The sequence below is a fragment of the Ochrobactrum sp. CGA5 genome, from assembly GCF_006345815.1.
GTDB lineage: Bacteria > Pseudomonadota > Alphaproteobacteria > Rhizobiales > Rhizobiaceae > Brucella.
Genome location: NZ_VCIG01000005.1, coordinates 529,048 through 546,612 on the forward strand (window position 1 = coordinate 529,048; position 17,565 = coordinate 546,612).

The window sequence follows — 17,565 nt, forward strand, 5'->3', positions numbered from 1 at the left end:
GAAAGTCACCTCAGTTTCGGATTGAGAGCATCGCGCAGCCAGTCGCCTAGCATGTTGACGGCAACGACCAGCAGACAGAGTTGAATGACAGGGAAAAGCACGATCCACCATGAACCGGAGAAGAGGAATTGATTGCCGATGCGGATCAAGGTTCCGAGAGATGGCTGGCTTGGGGGCATGCCGATACCGAGGAAGGAAAGTGTTGCTTCAGTAAGGATGGCCATGCCGAAGTTGAGCGTCGCCGCGACCATGATCGGCGTCAATGTGTTGGGAAGAATGTGCTTGGCCATGATGCGCCGCGCCGGCACACCGATCAACCGCGCCGCCGACACGTAATCCTTGCCGGTCTCGACAATAGCTTGCGCGCGCACTGTTCGAGCATATTGAACCCATGCTGAAAGCGCGATCGCCAGAATAAGAACTGCGGAAGCGCCAATCTCGCGCAGGCTGACGGGCAGCATCTGCCGCACGACCGTGGAAACCAGAATGGCGACCAGAATGGTCGGGATCGAAAGAGTGATATCGCCGAAACGCATCAGCAGGTTGTCGATGAAGCCACCGAAATAACCTGAAACCAGTCCCGCGCTCATACCGATCACAAGTGAGAGGATCACCGAAGCAATACCGATGACGATTGAAATGCGCGTACCATACAGAATGGCGGACAACATATCTCGCCCCTGGGTATCCGTGCCGAGAAGATATGGCCATTCACCGCCCTCTTCCCATACCGGTGGCAGTTCCGCCTTCCACATATCGAGCGCCGCACCGTCGTATGGATTCTGTGGCGCGATCAACGGTGCGAAAAGAGCCGTGAGGATCAGGATCGCAAGAAGCGCGGCACTGAACATCGCCGTCTTGCTATGCGTGAAAGACCACCAGAGATCGCTTGAACGGATGCGCTGGGAAAGCGACCGCCGCACGACTGAGATGGCTTGTGACGTTTGAGTGCTCATCGATAGACTCCCCCGTTGGATCAGCGAGCAGTGCGCAAGCGGGGATCAATTACCGCATAGGCAATATCCACCAGTGTGTTGAGCACAACGAAGATGAAGGAAATGATGCAGAGATATGCCGCCATCACCGGAATATCGAGAAAGGTGACAGCCTGAATGAACAACATGCCCATACCCGGCCACTGGAAAACAGTCTCGGTGATCAGTGCGAAGGCAATCAACGAACCGACATTCATGGCTGTCATGGTCACGACGGGCATCAGACAATTGCGCAGAGCATGCCTGAAGTAGATGCGCCAGCGCGGAATGCCGCGAGCGCGGGCAAATTTCACATAATCCGAACGCAGAACTTCGAGCATTTCGGCGCGCACAAGCCGCATGACCAGAGTGACTTGATAAAGCGAAAGCGCAATGGACGGCAGTAGAATTGCAGCACGCCCCGAAGGGGTCAGTAGTCCTGTAGACCACCACCCAAGCTGGACCACGTCACCACGCCCAAATGCGGGAAGCCACCCAAGTGATACCGAAAAGACAAGGATCAATAGAATACCAACCACGAAGCTCGGCAGCGAAACGCCAACAATCGAGAGGAACTGTAGGCCTTCTGTATACCATCTGCCTCGCTTGATCGCGGTCAGCACACCCAATGGCAAACCGATCAGCAGCGAGATGAGGGTGGCGACGAGAACAAGTTCAAGTGTTGCAGGAAAACGTTCCCCGATGAGGCTCAACACGTCCTGGCCGTTGCGATAGGAAATACCAAAATTGCCTTGCGCCGCATTGACCACGAAACGAGTATATTGCGTCATGAGACCATCGTTAAGCCCAAGGCGCTCGCGTAGATTGTCACGATCAGCCTGTGTCATCTGCTCGTTGGCCATCATCTCGACAGGGTCGCCCGCCAGCCGGAAAATCAGAAAGGCGAGCAAAGCAACGGCCAACATCACCATGACAGCGTTTGCCAGGCGCTTAATGATAAAAACCAGCATAGAAATCCCTCGTTAACCACAGGGCGTTCCGGGGAAGTGAAGTCCCCCGGAGCCTTATGATTGAATTATTGTGCGAATTGCGTCAGCCAGTGACGCGGCTTGTTGTCCGGCAATTGCACGATCTTGTCGATCTTCTTCGACATGACCCACGCCATTGGTTGTTGATGCAGCGGCAGCATTACAATTTCGTCCTTCACCATCTTCAGCGCTTCTGTCTGCAACGCGAGGCGCTTGGTGCGGTCCATCTCTGTCGATGCCTGCACGATAAGCTTGTCGATCTCCGGATAACTCCAGCCGCCCCAGTTGAATACACCGGCATTGGCTGTCTTGGTCTCGATCATCTGAAGAAGGATGGAATAACTGTCTAGCATCGGCTCGGTCGCCCAGCCGATCAGATAGACGTCGGCCTTGCCACCTGTTCGTTTCGGGGCTTGCGCGGCGGTCGGTGCGATGTCGAGCTGCGGCTTGAAGCCCCCGCGGCTCAACATATTTACCAAACCTTGGCAAAGCTCTTCCTCATTCACGTAAGCGTCAGTCGTGCACACCAGTGTGAACGGAAAGTCGCTGGCGCCAGCTTCTGCAAGAAGCTTTTTCGATAGCTCGGGATCATATTTGAGCGTGGTGTCCAGCTCTGGCGTGTAGCCTGGGATTTCCGGCGCAACAACCGCGCCCGCCGTGCGCGACTTGCCCCGCATGATACGCTTCTGGATCAGCTCGCGGTCAAGCGCATGGGCAAAAGCCTGACGCACACGCAGATCGTTGAACTTGTTCTCTGAACCATTGGCTAGTTGTGATTTCCGGTTGAAGCCAATCATTACAGTCCGCAGGTCCGTACGTTCCAGCACATTGAGGTCCGGCTGGGCCTGCAAGCGCGGAATATCCTGTGAAGGCGCGTTCTCAGTAAAGTTGATTTCGCCCGAAAGCAGCGCCGCCACGCGCGTGGCGGCCGAGGTAATGGGCGTAAACTCAATCCGATCAATATTGGACTGAGACTTATCCCACCAAGCCGGGTTTTTCAGGAGAATGGTTTTGGAATCCGGTACTCGACTTTCGAGCTTGAACGGCCCAGTACCGTTTGTGTTGTAGGTTGCGTAGCCCTCGATTTTCGCACCAACATCCGTTGGCTTTTCCGAATTATTGTTTTTCAACCATCCGGCATCGAAAATATGAATGTTTGTGAGATCGTTAAGAAGCAGCGGATAGGGACCGCTCAGCTCTATATCTACGGTGTAATCGTCAATTTTCTTGGAGGACTTGTAAGCAGGAAGGTTTCCACGCAGCGGCGAGACTGGATCGCTTACGCGCTTCAAAGAAGCGAGCACGTCATCGGCATTGAACTCGGCGCCGTCATGAAATTTTACGCCCTTGCGCAAATGAAAACGCCATATCGAATCAGAAACAATCTCCCAGGATTCAGCAAGCGCCGGTTCGATTTTCAACTCTGCGTCGTAACGAACCAAACCTTCATAGACATGATTGAGGAATGACAGTGTATAGCTGTCGCCGTACGAATACGGATCGAGCGAATAGATATCACGCGATGCACCCCATTTCAGCGTTTCGGCATGACCTGACAACGTCAGGCTCGCCAGCATAGTGGCCGCAAGGCCCAGTTTTCTTAACATTAATTTGCTCCGCTTCTGGAAATCTGCGCCCCTTTTTGGGGTCTCTTTTCATTCACTGCACGATCATCGCTCACAGGATGATTTCGTCCGTTCGCACCCTTACGGCACGCTTCAAGTTGCGTTTGATAAACTCCCCATAAACTGGCCCCGCCTTTTCAGCTTTCTTTTTGGCCACAAGGATACTCTATGTCGATAAGTCAAAAGTTGTCAACGCGATTGTTGACAATATTGATGAATTTACGCGTCTGATATGTCGACAAAGATTTCAATGTTATTTTCATATTCAAATGGGATAGCGGGGTGAACATATCTCGTCACCGCCGCGGACGCCGCCAAATGCTATCCTAGGACTTCGCGATCAGGCCATCGTATTGACGCTGCACCTGCTGCCGCGAGCATCCAGGCATCCACTCCTCCTGCACTAGGGAAAAAGATGCTTGGGAAAGTGGATTTGTATTGAGAGATTTCCCTGTCGTCTCGAAAAAAGCGTCTCACCGAGATGAGACGCTCTCCTGTTCCAGTTTTAGGTAATGGTCTATCTATTTAGTCATCATCGTATGCCAGTGGCGCGGCTTGTTATCGGCGCGAAAATCCACACTTTCAACCTTATCGAGCATGCCCCATGCAATGGGCTGCTGGTGGAGCGGAATCAGGATCGCCTTATCCTTGGCGATCTTCAGCGCTTCTTCCTCCAACGCTAGGCGCTTCGCCGTGTCTGGCTCCTCGGCGGCTTTTTTCACCAAGTCGTCGAGTTCAGGATAGGACCAGCCACCATAGTTGGAAACACCGGTCGAGCCGCTACGTGTCGAAAGAACTTGAGAAAGCAACGAATAGGCATCGAGGGTTGGCTCATTGGCCCAGCTCAGATTAAACATGTCGGCTTTGCCGTTGGTACGCTTTGGCTGCTGCACGGCACGCGGGCCCATATCGATAGTTGGCTCGAAACCGGCACGCTTTAGCATGTTTGAAATGCCAGAGCAGATGTCTTCCTCGTTAATGCTCTCGTCATTCATGCAAAGATAGGTAAAAGCCAGCCCCTTCTGCCCCGCTTCTACCAACAGCTGTTGTGCGAGCTTGGGATCGGCGGGCTGATAGACGTCGAGGGACTCGGCGTAGCCAGCGATTTCTGGAGCTATAAGAGAGCCGGAAGGTCTTGCCAGACCGCGCATGATTTTCTTGTTGATGAGGTTGCGATCAATACTCGCTTCCACAGCTTGACGAACGCGAACATCGAGGAAAGGGTTTGGGCGCCCGTCTTCAAGTTTTTCCTTGCCATTGAAACCGATGAAAACCGTACGCAGTTCGGTGCGCTTGTTCACTTTGATGCCTGGCGAGGATTCCAGCCGCGGCAAATCCTGGATAGGGGCGGAGTCAACCAGATCTATTTCGCCTGAAAGCAATGCCGCGACACGGGTTGCAGCAGAAGATATTGGAACATATTCTATGCGGTCGAGATTATGCTTCTTCTCATCCCACCACTGGTCGTTGACCACGAGGACGGTTTTCGAATCCGGAACGCGGCTGTCCAGTTTGAACGGGCCCGTGCCGTTGGTATTGTGGGTGGCATAATTCTCGGTTTTGGAGGCGATATCGGTCGGCTTTTCGGCATTGTTGTCTTTGAGCCACTGTGCATTGAACATGAAGATATTGGTCATATCGTTCAGGAACAATGCCGTTGGTGCCGAAACTGCGATATCGACCGTGAAATCGTCAACTTTCTTGACACCTACATAAAGCGGAATGTTGCCGCGCAAAGGCGAGGTCGGATCCGACACACGGTTCATTGAGGCAACGACATCATCGGCAGTGAAATCGGCACCATTGTGGAATTTTACCCCTCGACGCAGGGTAAAACGCCAGTATTTATTGTCAACAAGCTTCCACTCGGTTGCAAGAGCCGGTTCAATTTCAAAATTCGGACCGTAGCGAACCAGTCCTTCATAAATATGGTTCAAAAATGCCAGATTGGACGTGGAAGGAACGGAATCCGGATCAAGAGAGTAAATATCCGCGCGGCTGCCCCAACGCAATGTCGCAGCATCTGCCGACGAAACCGCGAGTGGAGCAGCGATTGCCGCTGCGGCCAGTGCTGATACGAGAAACTTATTAAGACGCGTCATGCTCTTCCCTTCATGAATACCAATAGTGTCCGTCGCCTAGACTTCCCCGAAGTATCGTGATCGGCTTTATTATTGTCAACGATATTGTTGGCAATTATAAGTTATAACATCAACAGTATGAAACGGCTTTCGAAGGACGCGCCGGAATCGAACTATAAGGGGAATATGAATGGATGGGTTCTTGCTGCTTCACGGAACGATTATAACGGTTGACAGCGGTCGGAGAATTATCGACGACGGTGGTCTGGTGGTCGAAAAGGACAGGATCGCTGAAATAGGTACCGCGGAAGAACTCCAGCCCCGACACGTTGGAAAAAAAGTAATAGACTGTACGGGAAAACTGATTATTCCGGGACTAATTGACGCTCATGGGCACGCTGGCCATGCCTTGATCCGCAGTATCGCCGCAGACACTAATTCGTTGTGGATGCGGATCGTCACCCCGACTTACTATCACTATGCAACACGCGACTACTGGTATGCGGATGGGCTTGTCTCCGGTCTCGAAAGACTATGTGCTGGTGTAACGACCTCTGCCAGCATCATCACCTCCATGCCGCGCAGCGACGACCCAGTCTTCGCAATCAATCATGCCCGCGCCTATTCGGAGCTCGGCTTACGGGAGATCATCTGCGTGGGCCCTGCCGGTCTACCATGGCCGCAATCGGTCACACGCTGGGAAAGTGGCAAGCCGAAACGGCGCAGTGTTTCCTTCGAGGAAATGATTGAGGGTGCCGAAGCCGTTATCGAAAAACTGAACGGAACTGCCAGCGGACGCATAAAGGTCTTTCTTACACCATTCACGATTGTGCCCTCGGTTGAGCCATCGAATGCCTCAACGCCAGATTTCGCCGTAAACCTGACCGAGGACGACCGGATGCAGGCAAGGCGCATTCGCGAAACCGCGCGCAAATGGGGCGTACGTATTCACTCCGATGCCTTTGCCGGACAGATTCGCATGGCTTGGCAGGATAAGGACAACGCCCTTCTGGGGCCCGACGTACACCTACAGCATTGCTGGGGCATTTCACATGAAGAGATCGACATTCTTGCCGAGACCGGCACGTATGTCACCCATGCTCCACCCGGGCGCTCGACGCCGATCATGCAAATGATGGCCCGCGGCGTGCCGGTCGCCATTACTTCGGATGGCGCAGCTCCCAGCCGCCATTTCGACATGCTGCAGATCGCACGGGTTGCCCAGTCGACACAGCATGTTCTGCACAACCACGACCGCTATCTTCTCCCACCAGGCAAAGTCTTCGAAATGATCACCATCGATGCGGCCCGCGCAATTGGCATGGAGCACGAGATTGGGTCTCTTGAGAAGGGTAAGAAAGCCGATATCGCTATCATCGATATGCGTAAACCCCATCTGACACCCAACTGGATGCCGGTTCACCGTCTCATTCATCAGGTATTGGGAAGCGATGTGGATACCGTGATCGTGGATGGCAAAGTTCTCATGGAGGGTGGCAAGGTGCTGACCGCTGATATGCATGCAGCGCTGGCTTTCGGTGAAGCGGAAGCACGCGCGCTGGTGACGCGGGCTGGCTTACAGAACCATATGCATGATCCCGCCTGGGGCCAACTGCAGCGCACCTTTCGCGAACCGGTAAACCTGCCCTCGTCACCGGAGGAGGTTCTATAGCCTTAGCCTATTCTGCAAGGGTTGCAATCGGCGCATCAGCTAGAGACAGTACTGCCGATGGCACTGCTACAATCATCGCTGTGGAAGTGGTCGTTGGATTTTTTGGCGAGATCTCTGACCGCAATCATATCTCGAGATGATTGCGGTCAGAAAGCGACAGTTCCGGTCCAGCTCACACACATAACCCGATGATGCCGAGATAATGGTTGTTCGTGGAATGTCGAAGCAATGATGCGATAGAGGAAGGCTTTTCTATCGCATCATTGCGGCCACGTTGCCACCATCGACAGTCATTACGGCACCGGTGGAGGTACGCGCTCGCACAAGATACAGAACCGCTTCGGCAACGTCGCCAGCGGAGACTTCCCGCTTCAACAAATTGCCTCGCATATAAATTTCTGGCGTCACTCCACGCGCGCGTGCCCGCTCTTCCACCATTTCATTAGTCATCAAGCCGGTGCGTATCCTATCGGGATTAACGGCGTTTACGGTGATGCCTTCAGCGGCGTATTCCAGAGAATACTGGCGCATCAACGCCATCAAAGCTGCCTTAGATGTACCGTAGGGACCGAAGTCGGGTCCAGGATTTACAGCCTGTTTGCTCACGTTGAAAACGATCGCGCCGCCAGTGCCTTGCTTCTGCATGATCTTTACCGCGGCCCGCGAAACATAATGATGACTCCAGAAATTCAAGTTGAACGCGGACTTAAAGATGTCGTCATCAACGGATATCAAAGCACCTTGGAAAGCCGCTCCTACATTGGAAACCAATATATCGACCCCTCCAAATTCCTCCGCGATCTGAGCGAGTGCATCATCCGCAGCGGCGGGATCGGTCAGGTCGCATGAAACGGCGAAGCCGCCCAGGCGCTTCGCTTCAGCCGCAACGCGCTTCCCGTCGACGTCGATCAGCGCCAGTTCCGCACCCTGGCTTTTCAATTGCTCTGCAATGGCCAGGCCAAGGCCGCTCGCCCCACCTGTCACCGCGGCCACCTGCCGCGTCAGCGGTTTTTCCATCAGTTTGGTTAGTTTTGCCTGCTCCAGCGACCAATACTCGATATCAAACAAATCTTCCTCTGTCAGAGCCACAAACTCGTCGATCCCTTCCGCGCCGCGAATAACTTCGATCGTCGCCTCGGCGACATCCGCACAGATACGAGCAGATTTCTGGGTGTTTCCAGCCGCGAAAAGCCCAATACCCTCAACATAAAACACGCGTGGCATCGGATCGAGCATCTTCTTGCAGGCACCAGCGCGCGCATTATTGCGCTCGAAATAGGCCTTGTAGTCTGCCGCATAGGCAGCCACAGCCTCTTTTACACTGATAGCCCAACCGTCCAGAGTATCGGCTTCCGGCTTTGGCAGTGCCACGCCAAAGCGCTTGATATGAATGACATGTTCGGGCGTCGCATTCCCTCGCCGCACCAAATCCCCGATGTTGGGTGCCCCGCAGAAATCAAGAATATCGTTATTAACGCGATGCTCGAGAATGAAGCGGCGCGGCCTTCCCTCTTCCGTTCCAGGTAGTGCGATCGCTCCACGCAATATCGGCGCGACTTCCGCAACCGAGGCCAACGCTTTGGCAGATAGTGCGGCGCTCGCCTTTCCGAATGGATGCGACTTGCCTTGGGCAATGCGCTTTTCGGCACGATCAATAGCAGCGATCATGTTCTCATAGGCTTCCCGCGGGTCCTCCGACCAAGTAAAAATCCCATGCTTCAGTAATATCATCCCGGGGGCATCGGGCCGTTCTGAGAATGCCTTCTGGCATGCCTTCGACAGATCGAATCCAGGCATGACGTAAGGCACGATTATCATCTCTGGAAAAAGTTCGCGGATGATCTCTTCGCCACGCGGCTGATTGGTAAGCGACACGATTGCGTTCGCATGGGTGTGGTCCACATGCTTGAACGGCAGGATCGCGTGAAGAATGGCTTCTACCGATGGGTTGGGGGCCACTGGGTCGAGCAACAGGCGACGTTGTAGCATGACCATATTGTCATCCGACAAGGTTTCGTAATTCACCATGGCCTTCAACGGCTCCAGACGCAGAGCAGGAAGACCCGCAGGCTCGATCTGGCCCATATCCCAGCCGCTGCCCTTGACGCAGAGTACTGGAACTTCGCTACCATCATGATCGATCAGCGTCGTCTTCACCGATGTATTGCCCCCGCCATGCAGGACCAGCTTTGGTTCGGAACCCAGGAGACGCGTTGTATAGGTGCGGATCGCAACATCGCGGTTTACGCCTTCCTTTTCATACGCGCCGACAACCCTGTCGAATTCCGCCTGTGACCAACTTGATTTCATCTGTCATTCCCTTGGTTGCTGGCCTGCGCATTGGATCGCAGACACAAAGGTGCCCTCATGGAAACCCGGATATTTTCCATGAGGCAACAAAGACTTGCGGAGATTCCTCTTCCGACAATATACAATTGACACAAAGCTCTGACATTAGTCAATTCGCTTGATTGTCGTGTTGATCGAAAGGCTTTTCTGTGCAACTCAGACACAATAGAGATTCACAGGAAACGAGTATGACATCGGGCGCTCAAACACCGTCTACGCATACCATCCCGGCCGAGTTCGATGATGCCGTCGTCTGGGCGGCGTGGCTCTACTATGAGAACCAGCTCACTCAGAACGAAGTTGCGCAGATGATTGGGGTTTCACGCGCCACCATCGTCAACTACCTGCAGGAGGCCCGGCAAAGAGGTGTTGTGCGTATTTTGATGAATCCTGAAATCGCTACACGCACTCATATCGCCCGCAAACTGGCTGCACGGTTCAAACTATCAGAAGCACTCGTTGTTCCATCGGAAAAGTCATTCACGACAGAATCGCGCTTGAAAGCGCTGGGCGCCGGCGGCGCGCGTTTAATGGAACGGCTGATGAGACCTGGCGAAATCGTCTGTGTGTCGTGGGGACGTACCGTACTCGCTGTCGCCGACGCAATTTCTTTACCACAACCAATTGACGGATTGACCGTCGTGCAGGTTACCGGTTCTTCCATTGGAAAAAGGGAATTTTCTGCCGAGCTTTGCACGTCGATCATGGCACGTAACATAGGGGCCACCAGCATCAACATGCTGGCTCCTGCCGTGCTTAGCACGCCTGGTCTACGTGATGCGCTGATGGGCGAACCCGTACTCCGGCGACAGTTCGAACTGATAGGCCAAGCCAGCATGATCGTGTTCGGTGTCGGTGGCCTTGCCGCCGAAAGCACGATGCGTATCGCCGATGTGACCAGCGATGAAGAAATCGATGCTTATGCCCGCGAAGGGGCGACAGCCGTTCTGATCTGCCGCTTCCTTGATCGCGACGGAAATCAGATTGTTCGCGAACTTGACCGGCGGATCATCGGCATCGAACTGGATGAACTGAGTGGTGTGCCCAAAAGGCTCTGCGTGGCGGGAGGCGCGCAGAAAGTGGAAGCTATCCGCGCGGTTCTTTTGGGTGGCTACGCCACGCATCTGGTTACCGACATGGACGCTGCCGAGCGGTTGCTCGCTGATTAGAAGGCGGAGAGGTTCTCGACCTACCCGCCTTCCATGGCATTATTGCCGGGCAGGCACCGTATTCATGAACGCAAGCGTCTCGTCAAAGGAGCGAATACCTGCATCCGAGCCGAGACCCGTTGCGACCAGCGCAGCAGACGCCTGAGCGAAGTTCAGGGCCGTTTTCAAATCCATCTTACGATGCAAGGCCGCAATGAAACCAGCGTCGAAAGCATCACCACACCCGGTCGTGTCAACGACCTCGATCTGGAAAGCCGGCTGCCACACGATCTCGCCCGATGCATCCATGAAACAGACACCATCGCCGCCCAGCGTGAAAACGCAATGCTTCACGCCGCGATCGAGAAAGAAAGCTCCTGCACCTTCGACGTTCTCCGCCCCAGAAATCTGCTTCGCCTCATCAATGGAGGGCATGAAATAATCGATATGCGGGAAAAGCGGAGCGATCAGTTCAAGCGTTTCTTCATTCGCGCCGAGAAGGTCGAAGGTTGTCGTTCTTCCTCGGGCTTTAGCTTCGGCAAGAAGCTTTCGACTCGGCTCACCGTCAAGCTTGGCTAGAAGTCCTGTCCCCCCCAGATGGATAATCGGCGGCTCCAACACTGCATCCAGGGCGCTGTCGGCAATCTCAAAATGATCCGAGGCCCCGCGCGCATGCAAGGCTGGGCGATCACCGTTGCGGCGGATATTCAGGATCGTAGACGATGTCGGCACGCCCTCCAGACGCTGCATCTGTGCCGTATCGACACCAAACCTTTGCAGCGTCGCAATAACGAAATCGGCCTTCTCATCGTCACCAACAGCTCCGACTGCCAAACAGTTCAAACCGAGCTTTGCCAGATCGACCACTGTACCACCGGCGGTACCTGCGACGGTCAACCGAATCTCATCGATAAATTCAACGTTTCCGCCTGGCGGAATTGCATCGACCGGCCGACCGAGTACGTCAAGAATATAGAGCCCAATGACCGATACGTCATGTGACATGAAGAACCTCCCAGAATATGCATAAGATCGCACCATGCAGGCTTAGCAAGGCACGGCCTATTTGGTTTCAACTGCGATTGCTCAAGGCGAAAATCGTACCGGCGAGCAGGATAAAAATGCCGACAATGGCGAGTTGCACAGTGCTTGGAATGCCCACGAAAATCAGCACATTGCTTACAAGTGTAATCAGAAGCACGCCCAGAAGCGTCCCGATCACCGAGCCTGAACCGCCTGTGATCCGTGCCCCACCCAATACGACAGCGGCGATGATTTCGAGCTCCATACCGGCAAGGTCAAAGGGATTGGCGAGGCGGTTGCTCGAGACGTGAACAACACCCGCGATACCAGCCAGAAGACCCGCATAGGCAAAGACGAAAATACGCACGCGAAAGAGATTGATGCCAAGGCGCTCCGCAATACCAGGATTACCACCAACGGCGAAGATCGCCCGCCCCATCAATGTGCGTTCGAGAATGAACCATGTCACCAGAGCCACAGCGACCAGGATCAGAACAGTCGCCGGCAGAACGGAAACGACACCATTTGATGCGTGATGGGTAAGCAGTGATGCCTTACCGAAAGCATCCATCGCCACCGGAATATTCATGAACAGTGCGGTTCCCACGAAAGTCAGCAAAAAGCTGCGGATCACATATTGTGTTCCGATGGTAACGATCAGCGATGGCGCTTGCAGTTTCTGAACAAGCAGGCCGTTCAGAGCCCCTATAGACGCCCCGCCCAACGCCGCAAGGAACAGAATGATCGTCATCGGCATTTCGGGGAACCAGTTCGTGACCAGCATGGTAAGGGCATACATCACGAAGGCCGCGATCGCAGTGAACGAAACGTCGATACCGCCTGAAGCCAGCACGACCAGAACCCCCATGGCGAAAAGCCCACGCACAACGGAAGCGCGCAGAATATCCACGATATTGCTCATCTGAAGAAAGTCGGGATTGGCGCCTATAACCAACAGACAAGTCACAATAATCAGAAGCAGCGTAAATATCTCGGGCCGACGCCCCAACAAATCCCATAAGCGCGAACCAATGCCGCTTCTGCCCTTATCCGCAATGCCGACAGATACGATCTCGGTCATTGTGGCACCTCCTTCGACGGGCTGGCCATGGATTGGTAAATGGCATCTTCAGTCAGCCCATCGGCGGCATGCGCCGCTACGATACGGCCCTGCCGCAGGACGAGAATACGGTCGCAGTTTTGCAAGAGTTCCGGCAGATCATCACTGATGATGATGACGCCCATACCCTCGTCGGCCAGACGCTGGATGATACGAAAAATTGTATCTTTCGAACCGATGTCGACTCCAACGGTCGGTCCATGCAGGATCAGAAGCTGCGGGTTGATGGTCAGCCAACGACCAATAAGGACGCGTTGCTGATTGCCGCCCGAAAGGGACTGCACCGGTATTGTGACATCCGGAGCCACGATTTGCAGATCGGCAACACTTTGCTCGGCCACACATCGCGCCCGCCGCGCACTGATAACACCCAGCGCGTTGCGCAAGCGGTCCAGAATCGGCAGGGTGATGTTGTCCTGTATGGGCTTTTCGAGGAAAAGGCCTTCCGTCAGTCGGTCTTCAGGCACATAACCAATGCCGTACTCAATGGCTTGAGCAGTCGATTGCGGTGCGATCTCCTGCCCGTTCAGACGTACCCTGCCCGCCGCTGCTGGTTTGACGCCAGCAAGCGCAAGCGCGAGCTCATTGCGACCGGAATCTAGTAGCCCCGTGACCCCCAGAATTTCGCCTTTTCTCAGGGTAAGCGAAACACCATGCAATGCTTTGCCATCACTCAGCTTTTCAGCTTCTAGCAAGATTTCGCCCAGTTTCGGATCGGTACGATAGCGGGTTTCGCTGATTTCACGGCCCGTCATCCAATGACTGAACTCCGCCTTGCTGTGCCTGGCGACGTCAAGCTCGGCAACCTTGAGCCCGTCGCGCATGATGATGGCGCGTCCGCCAAGCGACTTGCATTCATCCAGCTTGTGCGTAACGAACAGGATTGCAACGCCCTTGCTGCGAAGGCGCTCGACCACATGCAACAGGTTTTCAACTTCCTGCCGTGTCAAGGATGTCGTCGGCTCGTCCATAATGACGAGACGTGCCTCGGAAGCCACCGCGCGCGCAATGGCGATAAGCTGGCGGGTCGCCAATGGCAGCGTGTCGGTTCGACGCGCAAGAAAAGCATTGTCGGTAGGCAAATGGACTTCGGCCAGCGCACGGCGCGCAGTTTCGTTCAACTGGGAAATGTTCAGCAGGCGGGAAAGACGCCCCGAGGCTGCGACGAGCTGTTCGGTAAATGCTACATTCTCCGCCACGGAGAGATTGGGAAGAAGCGACAGATCCTGATAAACGGTTTCAATCCCGGCGCGTAGCGCTCCGATGGCGCCGAGATCGCCGGCTCGTGCGCTAGTTAACTCGCCATCGATCACTATCTGCCCCCCGTCGGCGGGCTGTGCACCTGAGAGAATTTTTATCAACGTGCTCTTGCCGCAACCGTTTTCCCCCATCAGGTGGTAGATTTGTCCGGCCTCAATCGTCAGGCTGACATCTTTCAGTGCTTTCACGCCGCCAAAGGATTTTCTAACGTTTCTAACCTCGATAAACGGTGGCGCGGTCTGTGTCGTTGTAACGGTGGCAACCATAGCGAATTCCTGAAACTCCCGGATAGTTCTTTCGGGGCCGCTGTGGTGTAGGCGGCCCCGGTAGTCAGCTTTGGCGCGTTTTTTATGCGATCAGAACGGGAAGTTTTTGTAGTTGGACTTATCCGCATCAACCCAGGCCTGACCCTGAATTATAATACCCTTGCCAGGCCCCTTGATGACGGTCATCTTCTCGTAACCCGGCACGCCCAGGTTCATGCCATCCTCGATCTCCTCACCCTTCAGCACGAGATCTGCGACTTTGTTCATGAGGTAGCCGGCGTCCTTCGGGTCCCAGAAGAAGATCTGGTCGACGGCACCGCTTTCGAGATACGGACCGGTATCCTTCGGCAGACCCAGACCATACACACAGGTCTTGTCCTGCAGCCCGGCTTCCTCGACAGCACGCCCGATGCCAATCACATCAATCGCGGATGATCCTTGGAACCCCTTGATATCGGGATACTTGCGGAGAATTTCCTTGGCCTTTTCGTAGGCGCGGTTGGCGTCGTTGAATGACTCGTTCTTCTCAGCCACAAGCTCCATGTCAGGGTATTGCTTGGCATTCTCTGCACCGGCATCGACCCACTGGTTATGCGTAAGGCTGCCAAGCGATCCAACGAACGACGTCCATTTGCCGGACTTGCCCATGCATTCGGCCAGCTTTTCATTGATGCGCGCGCCGAATGCCTTGTTGTCGAAGGCTTCGATATCGACATCAGCATTCGCCAGACTGTCGCCCTCATGGGTAATGACCTTGATGCCGCGCTGGGAAGCGCGCCGCAGAACACCTTCAAGCGCAGATGGGTCCATCGGTACGACTGCAATCGCCGAAACATTCTTGGCGACAAGATCTTCGATGATGCGGGTCTGCTGGGCGGCATCTGCCTTTGCCGGACCGACCTGGCTGGTACTCACATTGGTGTTGTCCTTGCCATAAGCATCAACACCTTCATTCATGCGGGTAAACCAGTTTTCACCGGTAACCTTGACCACCGTCACAATGGTTGGCTTGTCTTGGGCAAAGGCAGCCCCTGCCATGACCGTACCCGCAAGCATCGTGCCAGCTATCAGTTTTGAAAACATGCTCATATGACTCCTCCATTAATATAAGCAGATTGTTTTTTGGTTTCCCGTCGGCGGCTTTCATCCCAAAGCCGCCGACTTTGTCTCTATTGTCGTCTTGGTCGCAACCAGTAGCCCAAGTGCATGCGTGCCGATGCGAGAAGCGCAAGCAGCAAAACGCCCCAGGCAAGGTCGCGGAAAAAATTCGAAATGTTCAAGAAATTGAAGAGGCTCGACAGGATTTGGAGAGCCATCGCAGCCAGAAGCACACAGATGACTTTGCCATATCCGCCCTCAGGCTTGACGCCCCCCAAAACGGCAATCAGGATCGCAATCAGTACGTAAGAGCCACCGTAGTCCCATTTAACCGAAGAGTTGCGTGCTGCGATGATGATCCCAGCCACCGAAGCAAGCAGCCCACACAAGGTATAGGTGATCAGAAGCATGCGCCTCTCGTTGATGCCACCGTAGCGGGCTGCCTTGGCATTACTGCCGAGCAGCATCAGTTTCACGCCGAAAGGCGTATATTTCAGTAGAAAGGACAGCGCAAAGGCGATCACGAGAAATAGAGCGAAGCACACCGGAATGCCCAGCACGGGCATATTGCCAAAATTATCAAGGGGCTCGATAAAACCCATACTGACAGCGGAACCGTTGGTCAGAAAGACTGCAATGCCGGTAAACAGAAGCTGGGTTCCAAGCGTCGCAATCAGCGGCGTCAGACGGGCATAGGCGATAACGACCCCGTTGATGATGCCGCCGATAAACCCCATAACAAGCGCCAGACCGGCGAACACCCACGAAAACAGCAAAGGCGCATCAGCAGCAGGAATGTATTGGCGCGTGAGTAGGAATGCGACGATGCCGGAAAGATTTGCCAGCGCTATACCTGAGAGATCGATACCGCCATTCCCGGAAATCATGGCCAGCATGACACCCAAGGCGAGAAGCCCCAACTCGGGAACCTGCGAAGCCATTGATTGCAGATTATAGCTGTCCATGAAATTTGAACCAGCCAGAAAGCCGCCCGCTGTCAGAACGGCGACGTTGATCAACGCCAGAAACAGCGTCTGTCGATCCAGGCTATTCGATGACACGTCCATCCTCCCGCTATCGAAGCACATCTTTCTTCAAATCCTGTCACCTCCAGACAGTTTTACGATTTGAAGTTCAGTTCTATTTTTTACATTTGTCAGATGCCCCTGTCTCTTGTCAATGCCTTTCCTTGATCACCAAATCTTCTCAAAGCGGAATGTTCGTTGACCGCGCCATCGCTCGGCAGCACCACCTGTTGGAGCCAACTGTGGTGCGAGGCCGCGCAAACCTTTTGAATGGAACCTCCGTTATTGTGTCCCCGTCTTCATCGCCCATGAGGAGATGGGCTGCCTTCCGACGGTCGTCGCGGCGTAGCAGGAAACTTCTTCATTTTTAGAATAGCTGGCGCGGCTTGTGATCGTGGCATGTCGCTTGCGGCTTGCTAGACGGTGACCCGTAAGGCCAATCGGCGCACCTTTATGATGGGCGTCGCGCTGGAACCGTGTTCACTCCCCAGACCGGACGCCACAATTTCGAAATCAGAGCTGAAGAAGTGGAGACTGGCATGAGCATTCATCTGGAACGCGGCGTTAACCGAGAGATATGATGCCTGGCGATGCGATCATCGATCACATCATGGATCGGATCTTCGGTGAGATGAATGCCTCTCCGGTGACAGGGTGAAGGTGCTGGTAAATCCGTTCGGTTCAACGCCCCTGATGGAACTCGCCATACTGTTCAGACGCGTCGGGCAAAGACTGAGTGCCAAACAAATAGCAATCCAAGCCAACTGGGTCGGCCATTACTGTACATCGCTAAATATGAACGGAGCATACATATCTGTCATGCATCTCGATCAGGAACTGTCCGATCTATTGTCTCACCCCTGTGATACGGCTTTTCTTCGGATCGGCTAATTAATGCCGCTCCAGCGGTTTAATGAGTTCCAGATGATCTGGGA

Annotated in this window: 12 protein-coding genes and 1 pseudogene; 3 read left to right on the plus strand and 10 right to left on the minus strand. The window is 54.2% G+C overall.

Annotated features, from left to right (window positions below; genetic code table 11):
• Positions 1-5 precede the first annotated feature (5 nt).
• The 4 genes from FJQ48_RS07165 to FJQ48_RS07180 form a co-directional block, all read right to left on the minus strand.
• Positions 6-956 carry an ABC transporter permease gene (locus tag FJQ48_RS07165; protein ID WP_139974487.1) on the minus strand — a complete coding sequence of 317 codons (951 nt, stop codon included), beginning with the start codon at positions 954-956 and terminating at the stop codon, positions 6-8.
• A 20-nt stretch (positions 957-976) separates the two neighbouring features.
• Positions 977-1,945 carry an ABC transporter permease gene (locus FJQ48_RS07170; protein ID WP_139974488.1) on the minus strand — a complete coding sequence of 323 codons (969 nt, stop codon included), beginning with the start codon at positions 1,943-1,945 and terminating at the stop codon, positions 977-979.
• Between the two features lie 65 nt (positions 1,946-2,010).
• The gene (locus FJQ48_RS07175; RefSeq protein WP_139974489.1) at positions 2,011-3,570 is read right to left on the minus strand and encodes an ABC transporter substrate-binding protein; all 1,560 of its coding nucleotides are present in this window, start codon (positions 3,568-3,570) and stop codon (positions 2,011-2,013) included.
• A gap of 539 nt (positions 3,571-4,109) precedes the next feature.
• A complete protein-coding gene (locus FJQ48_RS07180; protein ID WP_139974490.1) occupies positions 4,110-5,690 on the minus strand; it encodes an ABC transporter substrate-binding protein in 1,581 nt (526 codons plus the stop codon).
• Between the two features lie 169 nt (positions 5,691-5,859).
• On the opposite strand from FJQ48_RS07180, the gene FJQ48_RS07185 reads away from it, so the two are divergent.
• The gene (locus FJQ48_RS07185; protein WP_139974491.1) at positions 5,860-7,341 is read left to right on the plus strand and encodes an amidohydrolase family protein; all 1,482 of its coding nucleotides are present in this window, start codon (positions 5,860-5,862) and stop codon (positions 7,339-7,341) included.
• Positions 7,342-7,593: 252 nt separating this feature from the next.
• Here FJQ48_RS07185 and FJQ48_RS07190 read toward each other — a convergent pair whose 3' ends face one another.
• Positions 7,594-9,651, minus strand: coding sequence for a bifunctional aldolase/short-chain dehydrogenase (locus FJQ48_RS07190; protein ID WP_139974492.1), 2,058 nt, complete (start codon positions 9,649-9,651; stop codon positions 7,594-7,596).
• A 227-nt stretch (positions 9,652-9,878) separates the two neighbouring features.
• Here FJQ48_RS07190 and FJQ48_RS07195 point away from each other — a divergent pair, with 227 nt between their 5' ends.
• Positions 9,879-10,859, plus strand: coding sequence for a sugar-binding transcriptional regulator (locus FJQ48_RS07195; RefSeq protein ID WP_139974493.1), 981 nt, complete (start codon positions 9,879-9,881; stop codon positions 10,857-10,859).
• 39 nt (positions 10,860-10,898) lie between these two features.
• On the opposite strand, the gene FJQ48_RS07200 is transcribed toward FJQ48_RS07195, so the two are convergent.
• The 5 genes from FJQ48_RS07200 to FJQ48_RS07220 all read right to left on the minus strand — a co-directional run bounded on the left by FJQ48_RS07200 (position 10,899) and on the right by FJQ48_RS07220 (position 16,672).
• A complete protein-coding gene (locus tag FJQ48_RS07200) occupies positions 10,899-11,843 on the minus strand; it encodes a sugar kinase (protein WP_139974494.1) in 945 nt (314 codons plus the stop codon).
• A 67-nt stretch (positions 11,844-11,910) separates the two neighbouring features.
• Positions 11,911-12,942: an ABC transporter permease gene (locus FJQ48_RS07205; protein ID WP_139974495.1), complete on the minus strand. Its 1,032-nt coding sequence runs from the start codon at positions 12,940-12,942 to the stop codon at positions 11,911-11,913.
• Positions 12,939-14,507, minus strand: coding sequence for a sugar ABC transporter ATP-binding protein (locus FJQ48_RS07210; protein WP_139974496.1), 1,569 nt, complete (start codon positions 14,505-14,507; stop codon positions 12,939-12,941). Before FJQ48_RS07210 ends, FJQ48_RS07205 begins: the two co-directional genes overlap by 4 nt.
• A gap of 90 nt (positions 14,508-14,597) precedes the next feature.
• Positions 14,598-15,596: an autoinducer 2 ABC transporter substrate-binding protein gene (locus tag FJQ48_RS07215; RefSeq protein WP_139974497.1), complete on the minus strand. Its 999-nt coding sequence runs from the start codon at positions 15,594-15,596 to the stop codon at positions 14,598-14,600.
• A gap of 80 nt (positions 15,597-15,676) precedes the next feature.
• A complete protein-coding gene (locus tag FJQ48_RS07220) occupies positions 15,677-16,672 on the minus strand; it encodes an ABC transporter permease (protein ID WP_247870307.1) in 996 nt (331 codons plus the stop codon).
• 288 nt (positions 16,673-16,960) lie between these two features.
• Here FJQ48_RS07220 and FJQ48_RS07225 point away from each other — a divergent pair.
• Positions 16,961-17,521, plus strand: a pseudogene (locus tag FJQ48_RS07225) (dihydroxyacetone kinase subunit DhaK); the annotation flags it as partial.
• Between the last annotated feature and the right edge of the window lie 44 nt (positions 17,522-17,565).

Coding starts and splice junctions, on each gene's coding strand:
- FJQ48_RS07165 (WP_139974487.1), bottom strand. CDS start 956: ATGAGCACTCAAACGTCACAAGCCATCTCAGTCGTGCGGCGGTCGCTT.
- FJQ48_RS07170 (WP_139974488.1), bottom strand. CDS start 1,945: ATGCTGGTTTTTATCATTAAGCGCCTGGCAAACGCTGTCATGGTGATG.
- FJQ48_RS07175 (WP_139974489.1), bottom strand. CDS start 3,570: ATGTTAAGAAAACTGGGCCTTGCGGCCACTATGCTGGCGAGCCTGACG.
- FJQ48_RS07180 (WP_139974490.1), bottom strand. CDS start 5,690: ATGACGCGTCTTAATAAGTTTCTCGTATCAGCACTGGCCGCAGCGGCA.
- FJQ48_RS07185 (WP_139974491.1), top strand. CDS start 5,860: ATGGATGGGTTCTTGCTGCTTCACGGAACGATTATAACGGTTGACAGC.
- FJQ48_RS07190 (WP_139974492.1), bottom strand. CDS start 9,651: ATGAAATCAAGTTGGTCACAGGCGGAATTCGACAGGGTTGTCGGCGCG.
- FJQ48_RS07195 (WP_139974493.1), top strand. CDS start 9,879: ATGACATCGGGCGCTCAAACACCGTCTACGCATACCATCCCGGCCGAG.
- FJQ48_RS07200 (WP_139974494.1), bottom strand. CDS start 11,843: ATGTCACATGACGTATCGGTCATTGGGCTCTATATTCTTGACGTACTC.
- FJQ48_RS07205 (WP_139974495.1), bottom strand. CDS start 12,942: ATGACCGAGATCGTATCTGTCGGCATTGCGGATAAGGGCAGAAGCGGC.
- FJQ48_RS07210 (WP_139974496.1), bottom strand. CDS start 14,507: ATGGTTGCCACCGTTACAACGACACAGACCGCGCCACCGTTTATCGAG.
- FJQ48_RS07215 (WP_139974497.1), bottom strand. CDS start 15,596: ATGAGCATGTTTTCAAAACTGATAGCTGGCACGATGCTTGCGGGTACG.
- FJQ48_RS07220 (WP_247870307.1), bottom strand. CDS start 16,672: ATGGACGTGTCATCGAATAGCCTGGATCGACAGACGCTGTTTCTGGCG.